Below are 16264 nucleotides of genomic sequence, written 5' to 3'. Positions count from 1 at the left end.
CTTTGCCGGGCCGCAGGCGGGGCGCCCCCTCGGGAGGCAGCGCATTACACGGAGTGAAAAGCGTGGGGGCTATTCAATCGTCGCGCCGGAAGCCTGCACGATGCCCTTCCATTTCACGTAGTCGGTCTTGAGCAGGCTGGAGAACTGCTCGGGCGTCATGTTCTGCACCTCGGCGCCCTGGGCGTGGATGGCGGCCTTCATGTCGGCCGTGGCCAGCAGCTTGTTGACTTCGGCATTGACGGTGGCCACCACGTCCTTGGGCGTGCCGGCCGGCATGAACAGGCCATACCAGGTGCTGACGTCAAAGTCCTTGTAGCCCAGCTCGGCGACGGTGGGCACCTCGGGCAGAGAGGTGCTGCGGCGCGCCGAGGTGACGGCCAGCGGGCGCAGCTTACCCGACTTGATCTGGGCGATGGCCGAGGGCAGCGAGGACACCATCAGATCCACATTGCCGGCCAGCACGTCCATCATGGCCGGGTTGGAGCCCTTGTAGGGCACGTGGCGCAGCTTGATATTGGCGGCGCCGTTGAAAATTTCGCCGGCCAGATGGATGGTGGTGCCGTTGCCGGGCGAGCCGTAGGTAACGCTGTCGGGCGCGGCCTTGGCGGCGGCCACCACGTCGGCCAGGGTCTTGAAGCGCGACTGCACGCCCGTGACGATGACCACCGGCGTGTAGGCCACGTGGGCCACGGCCACCAGGTCCCGGGTCGGGTCGTAGCTCAGGTTTTTGTAGAGCCAGGGCGCGACGACCAGATTGTCCTTCTGGCCCATGACCATGTCGTAGCCCGTGGGCGCGGCGCGCACGGCTTCGGCAATGCCTATGGTGCCGCCCGCGCCGCCGCGGTTGTCGGGCACCACCGTCCACTTGCTGGCCTCCGTCAGTTTGGTGGCCACCAGGCGCGACAGGATGTCGGTGCCGCCGCCGGGCGGGAAAGGCACGATCAGGCGGATGGGTTTGGTGGGGTAGCTCTGGGCCTGCGCGGCGCAGAGCACGAACGCGAGGGCAAGAAAGGACAGGATTTTGCGAAGCATGGGGGAAGGTCTCCAGATGGGGCTTGCAAGCATAAGGCCAACGAAAGACAGCCCGCGTGCAGCCGGTTTTTGACCCTCGATTTTATTCGCCGCCCTGTCTATACAACATGGCGGTGTCGCGCGACCGTAGCGTGATCGGCGGGGGCGGCCGTCTTGATCGGCGATGGCTCGGCATGCGCCACTTATGATCGGGCCTTCAAAAAAGGGAGGCTTTGCATGCCATCAACTTCTTCCGCCGCGCCGTCCATGGTGCGCACAGGCGCCAAAGCCGGTATGGCGTTCGCGGGTTCCGTCGTCATGGGTTTTTTGCTGGCTTTCCTGCTGGGCGGCGGCGTGTTCTTCTTTTACCTGAGCCGGCTGTCCGGCCCCGGCATGCCTGCGGCCGCGCACACGGGCGGGGCAGGCGCCATCCTCGCCCTGCTGTTTTCACCGCCTTTGCTGGTCGCCATGCTGTTGCTGGCCTTTGTGCCGATTTACCTGGCGCTGGGCGTGGCGCGCGGTCGCAGCCGGGCTATCCAGCAAGTCGTGACGGGCCATGGAGAGGCCATGTCGCAACGCCTGGCGGACACGATCGCCGCACGCTTAGATGCGATGCCGCGAACCAAGGGCGCGCTGGAGCGCGTGTCGGGCGTGCTGTCGGCCGATGCCATCACCCAGCAATTGGCGCCGGTGCTGGGCCAGGGCCGGGCCGTGCGCGGCATGGTCAATTTCGTGTTGAATCGCCTGCCGCTGGCTGAGCTGACGGCGCAATGGCAACAGGGGCGCGCCGCGGAAGCTGCCGCCGCACCCGGCACACCCGATCCCGTGTTGCGCGCGCTGCTCATGCAGCGTATCGGCCAGACGCTGCATGACGCCGCCATGCCCTCCCGCAAACCGCTCTACATCGCGATGGTCGCGCAGGCGGCTCTGCTGGGGATCGGGATCTGGCTGACGCGCTAACTAACAGGCCCTAGATCATCTCCAGCGGGCTGGCACCGGACGGAGGCTTGAACAGCACATCCAGTTCGGCCAGCTGTTCACCGCTGAGTTCAATGCCGGCCGCCGCGACGTTCTCGCGCAGCCGCTCCGGATGGCTGGTCTTGGGGATCGCGATCACGCCTTGCTGCGCCAGCAGCCAGGCCAGCGCCGCCTGGGCCGGCGGCATGCCGTGGCTTTTGGCGAAGCGGGCCAGGCCCGCATGGCGCAACAGCCGTGCCTGCTCAATCGGTGAATAGGCCATCACCGGCACGCGGCGCTCGCGCAGCCAGGGCAGCAAGTCCCATTCGATGCCGCGCCGTGTGAGGTTGTACAGCAGCTGGTTGGCCTGCACGTCCTGCCCGCCGGGCAAGGCCCACAATTCCCGCATGTCGGCCAGGTCCAGGTTGCTGATGCCGTAGTGCCGAATCTTGCCGGCCTTTTGCAGCGCCATGAACGCCTGCAGGGTTTCGGCCAGCGGCACCGAGCCGCGCCAGTGCAGCAAATAGAGGTCTATACGGTCGGTGCGCAAGCGGCGCAGGCTGCGCTCGCAGGCCGCCACCATGCCGGCCTTCGACGCATTGTGCGGATAGACCTTGCTCACGACAAAGGCCTCGTCGCGCCGGCCTTGCAGCGCCTCGCCGACCAGCTCCTCGGACAGGCCTTCGCCATACATTTCCGCGGTATCGACCAGCGTGCAGCCCAGGTCCAGGCCCAGCCGCAGGGTCGCGAGTTCGTCGGCGCGGCGCGCGGACGCATCGCCCATGTTCCAGGTGCCCATACCCAGGGCCGGGACGGCTTCGCCGCAAGGAAGCAATACGGTTTTCATGAGAAACATCTTAGCCCCGCAGAGGCGAAAGCGCAGGTGGTGCGTCATCTCAGTGATGCGCGTATGGAATCAATGGTGGCCGAAGAATTCATGTTTCCATCGGCCCCGCGACGTAGCATGGCGTGGCTTTCATTGCGCCATGGCGCCCACCCGATGGAGACCCACATGAAGATCATTCGAAGCAAGGATTTCACCGCGACACGCGCCTGGGGCGCGATGACGGTGGCCAATATGCAGGGCATCACCACCCGGCTGCACTGGACCGACAAGCCCTACAAGTGGCACATCAACGAAGGCGAGGAAGTGTTTGCCGTGCTCGACGGCCGCGTCGAGATGCGCTACCGCGACAACTGCGGCCAGTGCTCGGTGATGCTGGAAACCGGCGACATCTTTTTCGCGAGCGTGGGCACCGAGCATGTCGCCTCGCCGGTGGGCGAGGCCCGCGTGCTGGTGGTGGAAGTGGAGGGCAGCGACTGAACCCGCGGCGCGATCAGGAAGCCGCGTCCGGCAGCGGCAGGTTGACCAGCAGGTTCTGCGGCTTGAGCCTGAGCACGCCGCCGGCATCCATCATCATGCCCAGGTAAACCGGCTTGCCCGCCACGTCGGCGCGCATCTCGCGCGGGTCGGCAAACTCCAGCCTGAACAGGCTGACCAGTCGCCGCAGGCGCGCCGGCTCCACCTCGCGGCCTTCATACAAATCATTGAGCAGGGCCGTGGCCCCGGCGTCCAGGCCCACATGCCAGCGCCAGGCCTCGTCGTCCACCTTTTGCACCGGTCGAATGATGACGGCCACGCCCAGCAAATGCCGTATCCATTTCTGCAGCACGCCGGCCAGCGCTTTGAGGCCGGACCGCGCGCGAACCACGGTCAGCACCAGGCCGTGGCCGAGTTCATTGTTGATCTCATGCGTAAGGTCCAGCAGAAAACGCTGGCCTGCCGCCCCTTCGGCCTCTTGCCAATAAGCGGCCGCATTGTCGTCAGCCAATACCCGCAGTTCGAGGGCGGGCACAGGCGCGCCGGCCTCGGCCAGGAAGCGGCCGAAGTCCCCCACGCCCCCGGTTTCATGGAGCATGTCCAGCACCGCCAGGTCGCCGCTGAGCACCCGCCCGCCTTCGGTGCTGATGCGCTGCGGGCGAAACAGCATTTCGGCCGCGCGCACTTCATAGGCATCAGTGCAATCGTCCAGCAGGCTGCGCAGCATGGCCTGCACGATGAGGTCGATGAAGAGCGGCGGTATGTCCACGCGGCCCGTGCCGTCGCGCGGGAACAGGCCCAGGTAATAGGCCTCCAGCGTGCCCGCGGCCAGCAGGCCGTCGCGAAAGCGCAGGAAATGCGCATAGTTGTCCCGCGCGTCGGCGTCCTGCAGTGCCTGCAATTCGGCTGGCGCCACCGGCCTTGAGGGCGCAGCCGCCAGCGCGGCATGCAGGGCGCGCTCAGCCTCGCAGGACTCCGGCACCAGGGCCAGTTCGGGCCGGGCGAGGAACAGCCGCAGGTAATCGTCGGTGGGCTGCAGCCAGCCGCGCGGAGTGCGGCGCAGTTGCTTGAAGCCGCTGGAAGGCCAGAAATCTTGCATGGGCGACATCGTCGCACATCGTTTCGTCGCCCGCGCTTTACATCCTGTTTCATCGCCCCCGCGAATCGCGCAATCTTTACCACCTGTTAGCACTCCATCCATCGTGCGGCACGTTGTCATGGGTATGGTGGTCTTTAGACCGTGAACAGGTTCTTAGGCCACAGCCTCCACCCGGCCTCATCAGCGATGAGCCCGCAACGACAGGAAGAGAGCGTGCACCATGACCCGCACCGACATCGAACCATCCCGCAGCGACACCGGCCATGCTTTCCGGGGCTTTCGCTTTTCCGACCTCTACTGGTACCTCGTGCTGCTGGCGATCGCCTTTGTGCTGGCGCTGCTGCAGCCCGTGGCCTGGGCCCAGCAGCCCGCGCCGCAGGCCGACACGCTGGACCCGCCCGGCCGTGTGGCCCGGCTCAACCTGGCCGAAGGCGCCGTGAGTTTCGCGCCCGCCGATGCCAACGATGCCTGGACACCCGCCGCATTGAACCGCCCGCTGACCGCCGGCGACAGGCTGTGGACGGGCCCGCAGGCCCGCGCCGAACTCCATGCCGGCTCTACCGCCGTGCGCATGAACGGCCAGACCAGCCTGGACCTGCTCGCGCTGGACGACAACACCACCCAGCTGCGCCTGGCCCAGGGCACGCTCAAGCTGCGCGTGCGCCAGCTGTTTGACGGCCAGCGCCTGGAAATCGACACACCCAACCTGGCTTTTGTGGTCTCGCAGCCCGGCGACTACCGCCTCGACGTGGACCCGGCCGGCAACACCACGCGCGTGATCGCGCAATCGGGCGGCGGCGTGATTTACGGCGACAACTCGGCCTCGGTGAATCTGGCCGCCGGCCAGCAGGCCAATTTCAGCGGCACGCAGCTGGTGCCGGCCGGGCCGGGCGCCACGCGCCAGGACGACTTCGACCTGTGGGCCGCGAATCGCGACCGGCTCGAGGACCGGTCGGTGTCCGCGCGCTATGTGCCGCGCGAAACCGTGGGCTACCAGCAGCTCGACAGCTACGGCAGCTGGAGCCAGGACCCGAGCTACGGCGCGATCTGGATACCGCGCGCCGTTCCCGTCAACTGGGCGCCCTACCGCATGGGCCACTGGGCCTGGGTCTCGCCCTGGGGCTGGACCTGGGTGGACGACGCGCCCTGGGGTTTCGCGCCCTTTCACTACGGCCGCTGGGCGCAGATCGGCCCGCGCTGGGCCTGGGTGCCCGGGCGGCTGGCGCCGCGCCCTGTGTACGCACCGGCGCTGGTCGCCTTTGTGGGCGGCAGCAGCGGCGGCGTGAGCTGGAACATCTCGATAGGCGGCGCGGCACGCCCCGGTGTGGGCTGGTTCCCGCTGGCGCCCGGCGAAGCCTTCCGCCCGGCCTACCGCGTGAGCCCGCGCTACGTCACGCAGGTGAACAACAACATCGTGGTCAACAACACCGTCAACGTGACCAACAACATCACCCATGTGTACCGCTACCAGCGCCAGCCCGCCGCCGTGACGGCCGTCAGCCGCGAGGACTTCGAGCGCGGCCGGCCGGTGCGCGTGCAGCACGCACTGAGCCGCGCGGACCTGGGCCGCGCCCAGCTGGTGGCGGACCGCGGCGCGCTGCCGCAACGCCCGAACCCCGCGGAGCTGCGCGGACTGCAGCGCCCCGTGGCCGCTGCCGCCTTGCCGCCGCCGACGGTGGCCGCGCGGCCCGTGCCCGTCGTCAGCAGCCGCGACGGCAGGCGTGACGATCACCGTGATGGCCGGGACGGCCGCCGCGATGACAACAACCGGGATGAGCGACGCGCCAGCCCCATCGCCGGCAGGGACCACGATGCCCGACCCCAGCCCGCCACACCCGCACCCGACCGCGGCCCCGCCGCATCCGTCCAGCAGGCGCAACGCGAGCAACAGCGCCAGCAAAGGGAACGGCAGGAACAACTGCAGGCCCCGCAGCTGGAACAGCAACGCCGCTCGGGTGAAGAGCCCATAGGCCAGCGCGCGCTGCGCGAACAGGCCCAGCGCGACGCGCGGGCCCGCAACGAAGCGCAGGAACGCGCCCAGGCGGCCAATGCCAATGCCGGCGCGCAAGCCCGCGCCGAGGCTGAACGCCACGCCGCCGAACAGGCGCAGCGCAGCCAGCAGCAAGCCCAGCGCGAACAGCAGCGCCAGCAAAGGGAACAGCGGGAGCAAAGGGAAAAGCTGCAAGCCCCCCAGCTGGAACAGCAGCGCCGCTCGGGCGAGGAAGCCATAGGCCAGCGTGCCCTGCGCGAGCAGGCCCAGCGCGACCAGGAAAACGCGCGCCAGCAGCAGGCCGCGCAAAGACAACAACAACAACAACAACAACAACAGCAACAACATCTACAACAGCAGCAGCACCTGCAACAACAGCAACAACAGCTACGCGCACAGCAGGAGCAGCAACGCCAGCACCAGGCCCAAGCCCAGGAACAGCAACAGCGGCGGCAACAGCAACTGCAGCAGCAACAGGCGCAACGCGAAGCCGCCCAGGCCAGGGAGGCCACCGCCGACAAACCCACACGCCAGGCACGCGGCGAAGGAAACCCCAACCGAAACCGCGAGCAATAAACCGGCGGCGCGGGATCACGCAAAACTACCTAAGGGTCTGACCGGGTACCGCCTGCGGGAGGGGATAGCTAGGATGACCAGCTGTGTTTCACGGGCCTATGCCCGCGGCTGCATACCCGCCGCGGCCGCCCTGGTGCCCCGTGATGTCCAACCCCTTACCTGCCGGAGAGCGATTTGTCCGTGGAGTTCATTCTCGAAACACGAGGGCTGACCAAGGAATTCAAGGGATTCGTGGCCGTCAACAACGTGGACCTCAAAGTCCAGCGCGGGCATATCCACGCGCTGATCGGGCCCAACGGCGCCGGCAAGACCACCTTCTTCAACCTGCTCACCAAGTTCCTCACGCCTACGCGCGGCAGCATCGTCTACAACGGCAGCGACATCACCTTCGAGCAACCCGCGCAGACCGCGCGGCGCGGCATCGTGCGCTCCTTCCAGATCTCGGCCGTGTTCCCGCACATGACGGTGCTGGAGAACGTGCGCGCGGCGCTGCAGCGCAACCTGGGCACCTCTTTCCATTTCTGGAAGGCCGAAGACACTTTGTTTCATCTGCACGGCCGCGCCCGTGAACTGCTGGCCGAGGTCGACCTCAGCGCCTTCGCCGACGAGCTCACCGTGAACCTGCCCTACGGCCGCAAGCGCGCGCTGGAGCTCGCCACCACGCTGGCGCTGGAGCCCGAGCTGATGCTGCTGGACGAACCCACCCAGGGCATGGGCCACGAAGACGTGGACCGCGTGACGCAGCTGATCAAAAAAGTGTCCGCCGGCCGCACCATCCTGATGGTCGAGCACAACATGAACGTGGTGTCGTCGATTGCCGACCGCATCACCGTGCTGCAGCGCGGCGCCATCATCGCCGACGGCCCGTATGCCGAAGTGGCCAAGAACCCGCTGGTGATCGAAGCCTATATGGGCACGACGAACACCGAATTGCAAGGAGCTCACTGATGTCCAAAGAGCTCCTCAAAATCGAAGACCTGCACGCCTGGTACGGCGAGTCGCACATCCTGCACGGCGTGAACCTCACGGTCAACGAAGGCGAAGTGGTGACCCTGCTGGGCCGCAACGGTGCCGGCCGCACCACCACCATGCGCGCCATCGTCGGCATGACGGGCGCGCGCAAGGGCTCCATCAAAATCAACGGCGAGGAAGCCATCAAGCTCGCGCCGCACAAGGTGGCCCGGCTGGGCGTGGGCTACTGCCCCGAAGAGCGCGGCATTTTCGCCAGCCTCACGGCCGAGGAAAACCTGATGCTGCCGCCCACCATCGGCCCGGGCGGCATGAGCCTGGACGAGATCTACGCGATGTTCCCCAACCTCAAGGAGCGCGCGGCCAGCCCCGGCACGCGCCTGTCGGGCGGCGAGCAGCAGATGCTGGCCGTGGCGCGCATTTTGCGCACCGGCGCGCGCCTCCTGCTGCTTGATGAAATCTCCGAAGGCCTGGCGCCCGTCATCGTGCAAAAACTCGCCGAGATGATCCTCACGCTCAAGGCCAAGGGCTACACCATCGTGCTGGTGGAGCAGAACTTCCGCTTTGCCGCACCGCTGGCCGACCGCTTCTACGTCATGGAGCACGGCCGCATCGTCAAGCAGTTTGCTCAGGCCGAGCTGGCCGGCAACATGGGCATGCTGCAGGAATACCTCGGCGTCTGACAGCGGCGGCACGGCGTCCACTTTTATCTTTTTGATTCCCCGTTCACCCCCATCCATCACAGGAGACACCATGAAACTCAAAACACTTGCTGCAGCGCTCGCCGTAGGCCTCACCGGCGCCGCCTTCGCGCAGAACACCGGCCCGATCAAGATCGGCATGATCACCGATATGTCCAGCCTGTACGCCGACATCGACGGCCCGGCTGGCGCCGAGATGGTCAAGTGGGCCGTGCAGGATTTCGGCGGCAAGGTGCTGAACCGCCCCATCGAGGTGCTGAGCGCCGACCACCAGAACAAGGCCGACGTCGCATCGTCCAAGGCCCGTGAATGGATCGACAAGGACGGCCTGCAGATGCTGATCGGCGGCACCAATTCCGGCACGGCGCTGGCCATGTCCAAGGTCACCACCGAAAAGAAAAAGCCCTTCCTCGTCATAGGCGCCGGCTCCGCCCGCCTGACCAATGAGGACTGCTCGCCCTACACCGTCCACTACGCCTACGACACGGTGTCGCTGGCCAAGGTCGCGGGCTCCGCGCTGGTCAAGGCCGGCAACAAGAGCTGGTACTTCCTGACCGCCGACTATGCTTTCGGTTACTCGCTGGAAGGCGACGCCGCCACCGTGGTCAAGGCCAACGGCGGAACCGTCGCCGGCACCGTGCGCCACCCGCTGAACGCCTCCGACTTCTCTTCCTTCCTGCTGCAGGCCCAGTCTTCCAAGGCACAGATCCTGGGCCTGGCCAATGCCGGCGGCGACTTCACCAACGCCATGAAGGCCGCCAAGGAATTCGGCATCGGCAAGACCATGAAGGTCGCCGGCCTGCTGGTGTTCATCAACGACGTGCATTCCCTGGGCCTGGCCAACACCGAAGGCCTGCAGCTGGCCGACAGCTGGTACTGGAACCAGGACGACGCCTCTCGCAAGTTCGCCAAGCGCTTCTTCGACAAATACAAACGCATGCCTTCGAGCCTGCAGGCCGCCGACTACTCGGCCACCATGAACTACCTGAAAGCCGTGCAGGCCGCCGGCACCACCGACTCCGACAAGGTCATGAGCACGCTCAAGGGCATGAAGATCGACGACTTCTACAACAAGGGCCAGATCCGCGCCGACGGCCGCATGATCCACGACATGTATTTGTTCCAGGTCAAGGGCTCCAAGGAGTCCACCACGCCATGGGACTACTACAAGACCGTGGCCAAGGTGCCCGGCGAGCAGGCCTTCACCACGGTGGCCGAATCCAAGTGCGCGGCCGTGAAGAAGTAATTGCGCAAGCCTTGAACTGACGGCAAGAAAGACGGAGAAGAACGAGGGGTTCGATCCAGCCGGTCATTCGCAGGAATGACCGGCTGCATTTTTAAGCCTCTCTCGTCTCCGCCACAACTAACGGTATTGGTGTCCTGACAGGTTCCCATGGAAATTTTCGGTATTCCCCTGCAAGCATTTATGGGCCAGCTGATGCTGGGCCTGGTCAATGGCGCCTTTTACGCCATGCTGAGCCTGGGGCTCGCGGTGATTTTCGGGCTGCTGGGCATCGTCAACTTCGCGCACGGTGCGCTTTACATGCTGGGCGCCTTCGCCGCCTGGATCATGCTGGACCAGTTCGGCATGAATTACTGGTTCGCACTGGTGCTGGCGCCGCTGACGGTCGGCATCCTCGGCGTGGTCATAGAACGGCTGTTCCTCAAGCACCTGTACAAGCTGGACCCGCTTTACGGCCTGCTGCTGACCTTCGGGCTGGCGTTGGTGCTCGAAGGCGTGTTCCGTGAAATCTACGGCGTCTCGGGCCAGAACTACAACGTGCCCGATTTGCTGGCCGGCGCCATGGACCTCGGCTTCATGCGCCTGCCGATTTACCGCGCCTGGGTGGTGGTGGTGTCGCTGGTGGTCTGCGTGGGCACCTGGTTCCTGATCGAGCGCACCCGGCTGGGCGCCTACCTGCGCGCCGGCACCGAAAACGCGCCGCTGGTGCAGGCCTTCGGCGTCAACGTGCCCATGATGGTCATGCTCACCTACGGCGCGGGTGCCGGGCTGGCGGCTCTCGCCGGTGTGCTGGCCGCGCCCATCATCCAGGTCAACCCGCTGATGGGTTCCAACCTGATCATCGTGGTCTTCGCCGTCGTCGTGATCGGCGGCATGGGCTCCATACTCGGCTCGGTCATCACCGGCCTGGGCCTGGGCATTGTCGAAGGCCTGACCCGCGTGTTTTACCCTGAAGCCTCCAACATCGTGGTGTTTGTCATCATGGTGATCGTGCTCATGGTCCGTCCCGCGGGCCTGTTTGGTAAAGAGGTCTGAGCCCATGACCGCCCTGAATAAAGCTCCCATGTCCAAAGCCGCCCAACTGACCCGCATCACCTATCTCGCGCTGCTGGCGCTGGCCCTGGTGGCGCCGCTGATCGGCTTGTACCCGGTGTTCGTGATGAAGCTGCTGTGCTTCGCGCTGTTCGCCTGCGCCTTTAACCTGCTGCTGGGCTTTACCGGCTTGCTGTCCTTCGGCCACGCGGCCTTCTTCGGCTCGGCCGCTTACGTGACCGGCTGGCTCATCAAGGCCCAGGGCTGGACGCCCGAACTGGGCCTGGTGGCCGGCGCCGTGGCCGCCGGGCTGATAGGCCTGGTGGTAGGCGCCGTAGCGATACGCCGCCAGGGCATTTACTTCGCGATGATCACGCTGGCGATCGCGCAGATGGTTTACTTTGTCTGCCTGCAGGCGAGCTTTACCGGCGGTGAGGACGGCCTGCAAGGCGTGCCGCGCGGCAAGTTATTTGGCTTGCTACCGCTAGATTCGGATATTTCTCTATTTGGCTTCAAGCTGAGCGGAGACGAGACTATGTACTACCTCGTGGTCGCGATTTTTGTCGCCTGCTTCCTGTTCATCTCGCGCATCGTGCATTCGCCTTTCGGCCAGGTGCTCAAGATGATCCGCGAGAACGAGCCGCGCGCCATCTCGCTGGGCTACAACGTGGATCGCTACAAGTTGCTGGCCTTTGTGCTGTCGGCCGCGCTCGCCGGCCTGGCCGGTTCGATGAAAACCCTGGTCATGGGTTTTGCCACGCTGTCCGACGTGCACTGGTCCATGTCCGGCGAGGTCATCCTCATGACCCTGCTGGGCGGCGTCGGCACCTTCTTCGGCCCGGTCATGGGCTCTGGCATCGTGATCGCGCTGCAAAACCTGCTGGCCGACAAGGTCGGCTCCTGGGTCACCGTCATCATCGGCGTGATCTTTGTGATCTGCGTGCTGGCCTTCCGCAAGGGCGTGATCGGCGAGCTGCAAGCCTTTCTCGAGCGCCGCCGCAACGCCGCCAAGGCGGCAGCGCAGCAAAGCTGAGCGACGCACCGCCCCATCAAAAAAGCGCGCAGGCCTTGCGCGCTTTTTTGATGGGGCGCTCAAGCACCCGGGGTCAGGGCCCGTCGGTCGACAGCGCGTAGTTCACATGCTGCGGCAGCACCAGCTGCCCCAGGCTGTTGGGCACGGCCTCGATGTGGACCTGCGGCTGCGCCGCGCGCACGCTGCCGAAAATTGTGGCAAAAGCGATGTCGGCCGCGTCGCGCCCGGTGGCAAAGCGCACAAAACCCATGGGAATCGCCGTGCCCGAGGGGTCAAAGAGGTACCAGCGGTCGCCCAGGTAGACCTCCACATAGGCATGGAAATCCGGCCGGCCCAGCGCGGGGTCGGCGCCGTAGTCCATACCGCTGGCCATGCGTGCCGGCAGGCTGGCCGCGCGGCACAGCGCGATCATCAGGTGCGCGAAGTCGCGACACACACCCACCCGCTCTATCAGGGTATCTATGGCCGAGGTCGTGCTGTTGCTGGTATTGCCCTGGAAGCTCACATGCTGCTGCACCCAGTCGCAGATCGCCCGCGCCCGGCCGTAACCCAGCGGCAGGTGACCGAACTGGCTGTTGGCCAGGGTCAGCAGGCGGTCCGACTGGCAATAACGACTGGGATACAGGTAAGGCAGCACCTCGCCGGGCAGGGCCAGCGGGCTCAGCTCTGGCAGCGAGCCCGGTTGCGCCTCGTAGTGGACCAGATCCACCACCGCGGCATAGCTCAGCGTGAAATTGCCGGGCTCGGCATGCAGGCGCAAAAAACGGCTTTGCGTGGCGGGGTCGGTGTAGCTGCTGGTGGCCGCCGGCTGGCTCAGCCCCAGGGATTCGTGCATCACCAGCTGCCGCGGCGTGTAGGCGGCCTGGATGTTGAAGATGAAATCGCAGCCCGGTGCCATCACCTCGTAGGCCAGCACGGCGGAAAATTCAAGCCTGACCATGGGATGTCTTCTGCCTTTGCCTTGGGGGTTGGCTCCAAATAGGAGCCGGTATGTCTGCGGCGACCGGAATCGTTCGCCATCGCCACTCATTAGGCGCGCAAACAAAGCCCCTGTTTGCCGTTGGCGAAATTTCCCGGGATGCCTTGCCCTTCCAAACCGACAGGCCGGCGTCGCCGAGGCCTACAAGGAACACTAAACGCCGCGAAATTCGCGCCGGTAGGCCGACGGCGAAGTCCCCAGCGTTGCCGCGAAATGCTGGCGTAGCGACACCGCCGAACCAAAACCCGTATCGAGCGCGATCTGTTCCATGGAGCGGTCCGTCGATTCGAGCTGGCGCTGCGCCAGGCCCAGGCGCTGGCTGGTGAGCCACTGGCCCACCGTGGTGCCCGTGACCTGCCGGAAATGCCGCGTGAAGCTGCGCCGGCTCATCAGCGCGCGCGCCGCCAGGGCATCGAGGCTGTGCGGCTGGTCCAGGTTTTTCTGCACCCAGGCCAGGATGGCCGACAGCCGGTGGCCGGCGCCCGTGGCCGGCAAGGGCTGTTCCACATACTGCGCCTGCCCGCCCTGGCGCTGCGGCGCCACCACCATGCGGCGCGCCACGCGGTTGGCCATCTCGGCGCCGTAGTCCAGGCGCAGCACATGCAGGCAGCAGTCGATGCCGGCCGCCGTGCCGGCCGAGGTCAGCACGTCGCCGTCATCCACATACAGCACATCGGGCTGCAGCCGCACCTGCGGGTAGCGCGCGGCGAATTCACCGGCCAGCGCCCAGTGCGTGGTCGCCGGCCGTCCGTCGAGCAGGCCGGCTTCGGCCAGCACAAAGGCGCCCAGGCACAGGCCCACAATGCGCGCGCCGCGTTGGTGCGCGGCCTGCAAAGCCTTGAGCAAGGCCTCGGGCGGTCGCTCCATCGCGTCGCGCCAGGACGGCACCACAATGGTCTGCGCCTTCGCGAGCGCGCCCAACCCTTTTTGCACGCTGATGCCGAAGCCTGAAGTGGTGCTTAAGGTGCCGGGCTTTTCGGCGCAGACCACCAGCTTGAAGCGCGGCAGGTCGGCCCCCGAAAAATCGTTGCCGAACACCATGCAGGGCACCGACAGGTGAAAAGGGCTGATGCCGTCAAACGCGACCACGGCCACGCTGCCGTCCTGTTTTGCGGGACTGGCGGGTTTCACCAAGGATTTAGCAGGCTTGGCGGCTTTTCGGGGTGATTTCGGGGTGCGTGGTGACATGGCCCGATTCTATCGAGTATTGGCATTCGGGCCACTGTCACCAAAACATCTTCCGGCGAACAATCCCTACATCCACAAACAAACCGCTTTCATTTTTTTCAGGAGTTTTTCCATGACCGCAAGCACCACCCCTAAAGCCCCGCGCCGCGCCCTCGTCGTCATTGACGTGCAAATGGAATACTTCGCCGGCGGCGGCCTGCTGATCGAACACCCGCCCGTGGCGCAAAGCCTGCCCAACATCGCTCGCGCCATGGACGCCGCGCGCGCGGCCGGCATTCCGGTCGTCGTGGTGCAGCACAGCGAATCCCCCGCCGCGGCGCTCTTTGCCAAGGACTCGCCCTCCTGGGCACTGCACGAGGCCGTGGCCAGCCGCCCGCGCGACCACTACATCGAAAAAGCCTGGCCCAGCGTCTACACCGGCACCGACTTTGCCGCCTGGCTGGAGCAGCGCGGCATAGACACCCTGACGGTGGTCGGCTACATGACGCACAACTGCGACGCCTCGACAATCTTCGAAGCCACGCACCGCGGCCTGCACGTCGAGTTTTTGAGCGACGCCACCGGCGCCCTGCCCTATGCCAACGAAGCCGGCAGCGCCAGCGCCGAGGAAATCCACCGCGTGTTCAGTGTCGTCTTCCACACACGCTTTGCCGCGGCCGGCTCCACCGATGCCTGGATCGCCGCCATCCAGGCCGGCGGCCGGCTCGAGAAAAGCAATATCCTCGTGTCCAACCGCGCGGCGCTGGCCGGGCGCTGAGATCAATGCCAGCTGGCGGCCAGCACGGGTGCCAGCGCCGTTTGCTGTTGGCTCGTCAGCGTGGTCTGGCCCATGGGCGGCGGCTTAAATAAAGCCATGGCCTGCACCAGCTGTTGCACCTGCGTGTCCAGCAGCACTTTGCCGCCACCGGCCTTGATCTGCTCCACGTGGTAGGCGCTGCCCAGGTACCAGTTTTGAACCGTGGCCTTGTCGGCCGTGCCCAGGATGCTGACCTCCAGGTTGTTGCCGGCCTTGCGGAACCACAGCTGGTCGGAGTTGATGCCGGCCATGAACTGGAGCGTGTCGGTGTTGCCGGCGGTAGTGTCATTTTCCTGAATCGTGTCGCTATCGTGGCCGTCACCGACCACCATGATCTTGCCGAACTGCAGCAATTGGTCTCCAGTGCCGGCCATCAGCGTTCCGCCGCCAATCAGCTGCGCGTTGCCGGTGCCGCCATAGGCAAAGCCGGCGCCATAGATGGTGTTGTTGCCGACGCCGCCTATGACGACTGAGTAGCCGTCGGCCGATACCGTCTGGTCGCCGTCGGCCAGCAGCGAGGGGCCGAGGTTGTAGCTGTCCTGGCGGTGCCAAAAATCAACCGCGACATAGCTCGGCAGGTTGCCAGCCAGGGCGGGCGCACCCGGGTCCTGGAATGTCAGCTGGTTGGCTCTGCCTGTGTAGTAGTCTGTATCGATGTCAACCCGTGTGTAGCTGTAGCCCGTCATCGTGCCGGTGTGGTACACAAGATTCCAGTCCGATTCAAAGTGGGAACTGGAATCTTTTGTCCAGCTCACCGAAGTCCACGCGTTTTCAAGGCTGGAGGAGTAGTTGTAGGACTGAAGCGTATCGGCGCCACTGGCAACGATGTTCGTTTGGAAGGTGATGGTGGCAGTCGTGTCACTAGCCGGCGGCGACGTCACATCCCCGCTCCATCCCTCAGCCTCAACGTGGGAAGACGTGACATTCCAAATATCTCTGAAGAGCCCGGTTCTTTTGACATAGGTCCTGGAAATGTCCGCCCCATAACTTGCGGCTTGGTACCACGAGCCATCAACCCGCTGCGTATAGCCATTGTCAGAGTAACCCCGCGAAATTGAACCCAGCGCACTGGACTGGAAATCCTTGAGCAAATTCGCCTGCAGCTGGGCCCAATCCGTCTGGCTGGCCGCCACCAGCGCCTCGCCCGTGGTCGTGTTGCCTTGCGCATCCTCAAACACCCACGAGGTCTGGGTGGAGGCATAGTAGTCCTTGATGCGCATGGACGCCGAGGTACCGCGCACCTCGACCACCAGGTCGTTGGCGCGGCGCACGGCGTCCAGGTCTTCGAACTTCATGCCCGCCGCGCCAAGCCTGATGACCGAGCCTTCGGCGGAGTCATCAACCACATTGCTGCGGTCGGCGCTGTAGT

At 65.4% G+C, this 16264-nt stretch carries 15 protein-coding genes; 9 read left to right on the top strand and 6 right to left on the bottom strand.

Features of this window, described 5'->3' with window-relative positions; all coding sequences use genetic code 11:
• Positions 1 to 69 precede the first annotated feature (69 nt).
• Complete coding sequence (locus PMI15_RS14720) at positions 70 to 1032, bottom strand: tripartite tricarboxylate transporter substrate binding protein (protein ID WP_007870418.1); 963 nt, start codon at positions 1030 to 1032, stop codon at positions 70 to 72.
• A gap of 216 nt (positions 1033 to 1248) precedes the next feature.
• Here PMI15_RS14720 and PMI15_RS14715 point away from each other — a divergent pair, with 216 nt between their 5' ends.
• Positions 1249 to 1971, top strand: a complete 723-nt coding sequence (locus tag PMI15_RS14715; RefSeq protein ID WP_007870416.1) for a hypothetical protein — start codon at positions 1249 to 1251, stop codon at positions 1969 to 1971.
• Positions 1972 to 1981: 10 nt separating this feature from the next.
• Here the strand turns inward: PMI15_RS14715 and PMI15_RS14710 are convergent, their stop codons facing one another.
• Complete coding sequence (locus tag PMI15_RS14710; RefSeq protein ID WP_036839206.1) at positions 1982 to 2815, bottom strand: aldo/keto reductase; 834 nt, start codon at positions 2813 to 2815, stop codon at positions 1982 to 1984.
• A 165-nt stretch (positions 2816 to 2980) separates the two neighbouring features.
• Here PMI15_RS14710 and PMI15_RS14705 point away from each other — a divergent pair, with 165 nt between their 5' ends.
• On the top strand, positions 2981 to 3292 hold the full coding sequence (locus PMI15_RS14705) for a cupin domain-containing protein (RefSeq protein ID WP_007870413.1): 312 nt from the start codon (positions 2981 to 2983) through the stop codon (positions 3290 to 3292).
• A 13-nt stretch (positions 3293 to 3305) separates the two neighbouring features.
• Here PMI15_RS14705 and PMI15_RS14700 read toward each other — a convergent pair whose 3' ends face one another.
• Complete coding sequence (locus tag PMI15_RS14700) at positions 3306 to 4388, bottom strand: DUF6352 family protein (protein WP_007870411.1); 1083 nt, start codon at positions 4386 to 4388, stop codon at positions 3306 to 3308.
• 220 nt (positions 4389 to 4608) lie between these two features.
• Between PMI15_RS14700 and PMI15_RS14695 the strand changes: the two genes are divergently transcribed.
• The 6 genes from PMI15_RS14695 to PMI15_RS14670 all read left to right on the top strand — a co-directional run bounded on the left by PMI15_RS14695 (position 4609) and on the right by PMI15_RS14670 (position 11932).
• Positions 4609 to 6954, top strand: coding sequence for a DUF6600 domain-containing protein (locus PMI15_RS14695; RefSeq protein WP_007870410.1), 2346 nt, complete (start codon positions 4609 to 4611; stop codon positions 6952 to 6954).
• Between the two features lie 174 nt (positions 6955 to 7128).
• Positions 7129 to 7902, top strand: coding sequence for an ABC transporter ATP-binding protein (locus PMI15_RS14690; RefSeq protein WP_007870407.1), 774 nt, complete (start codon positions 7129 to 7131; stop codon positions 7900 to 7902).
• Positions 7902 to 8606 carry an ABC transporter ATP-binding protein gene (locus PMI15_RS14685; RefSeq protein WP_007870404.1) on the top strand — a complete coding sequence of 235 codons (705 nt, stop codon included), beginning with the start codon at positions 7902 to 7904 and terminating at the stop codon, positions 8604 to 8606. Before PMI15_RS14690 ends, PMI15_RS14685 begins: the two co-directional genes overlap by 1 nt.
• A gap of 70 nt (positions 8607 to 8676) precedes the next feature.
• Complete coding sequence (locus PMI15_RS14680; protein WP_007870402.1) at positions 8677 to 9870, top strand: ABC transporter substrate-binding protein; 1194 nt, start codon at positions 8677 to 8679, stop codon at positions 9868 to 9870.
• Positions 9871 to 10017: 147 nt separating this feature from the next.
• Positions 10018 to 10902 (top strand): branched-chain amino acid ABC transporter permease, encoded by an 885-nt coding sequence (locus PMI15_RS14675; RefSeq protein WP_007870400.1) that lies wholly within the window; start codon positions 10018 to 10020, stop codon positions 10900 to 10902.
• Between the two features lie 28 nt (positions 10903 to 10930).
• A complete protein-coding gene (locus PMI15_RS14670) occupies positions 10931 to 11932 on the top strand; it encodes a branched-chain amino acid ABC transporter permease (protein WP_036839201.1) in 1002 nt (333 codons plus the stop codon).
• Positions 11933 to 12005: 73 nt separating this feature from the next.
• On the opposite strand, the gene PMI15_RS14665 is transcribed toward PMI15_RS14670, so the two are convergent.
• Both PMI15_RS14665 and PMI15_RS14660 read right to left on the bottom strand, forming a co-directional pair.
• Complete coding sequence (locus PMI15_RS14665; protein WP_007870383.1) at positions 12006 to 12872, bottom strand: transglutaminase family protein; 867 nt, start codon at positions 12870 to 12872, stop codon at positions 12006 to 12008.
• A gap of 192 nt (positions 12873 to 13064) precedes the next feature.
• A complete protein-coding gene (locus PMI15_RS14660) occupies positions 13065 to 14099 on the bottom strand; it encodes a GlxA family transcriptional regulator (protein WP_007870381.1) in 1035 nt (344 codons plus the stop codon).
• A gap of 112 nt (positions 14100 to 14211) precedes the next feature.
• Between PMI15_RS14660 and PMI15_RS14655 the strand changes: the two genes are divergently transcribed.
• The gene (locus PMI15_RS14655; protein ID WP_007870379.1) at positions 14212 to 14856 is read left to right on the top strand and encodes an isochorismatase family protein; all 645 of its coding nucleotides are present in this window, start codon (positions 14212 to 14214) and stop codon (positions 14854 to 14856) included.
• Between the two features lie 2 nt (positions 14857 to 14858).
• On the opposite strand, the gene PMI15_RS14650 is transcribed toward PMI15_RS14655, so the two are convergent.
• Positions 14859 to 16264 (bottom strand): calcium-binding protein (locus tag PMI15_RS14650; RefSeq protein WP_007870377.1); only part of this gene is annotated, 1406 nt, incomplete at its 5' end.

The organism is Polaromonas sp. CF318 (genome assembly GCF_000282655.1).
GTDB lineage: Bacteria > Pseudomonadota > Gammaproteobacteria > Burkholderiales > Burkholderiaceae_C > Polaromonas.
Note: the sequence above shows the minus strand (reverse complement) of the source record. Positions and strands in the feature narration are given on the sequence as shown.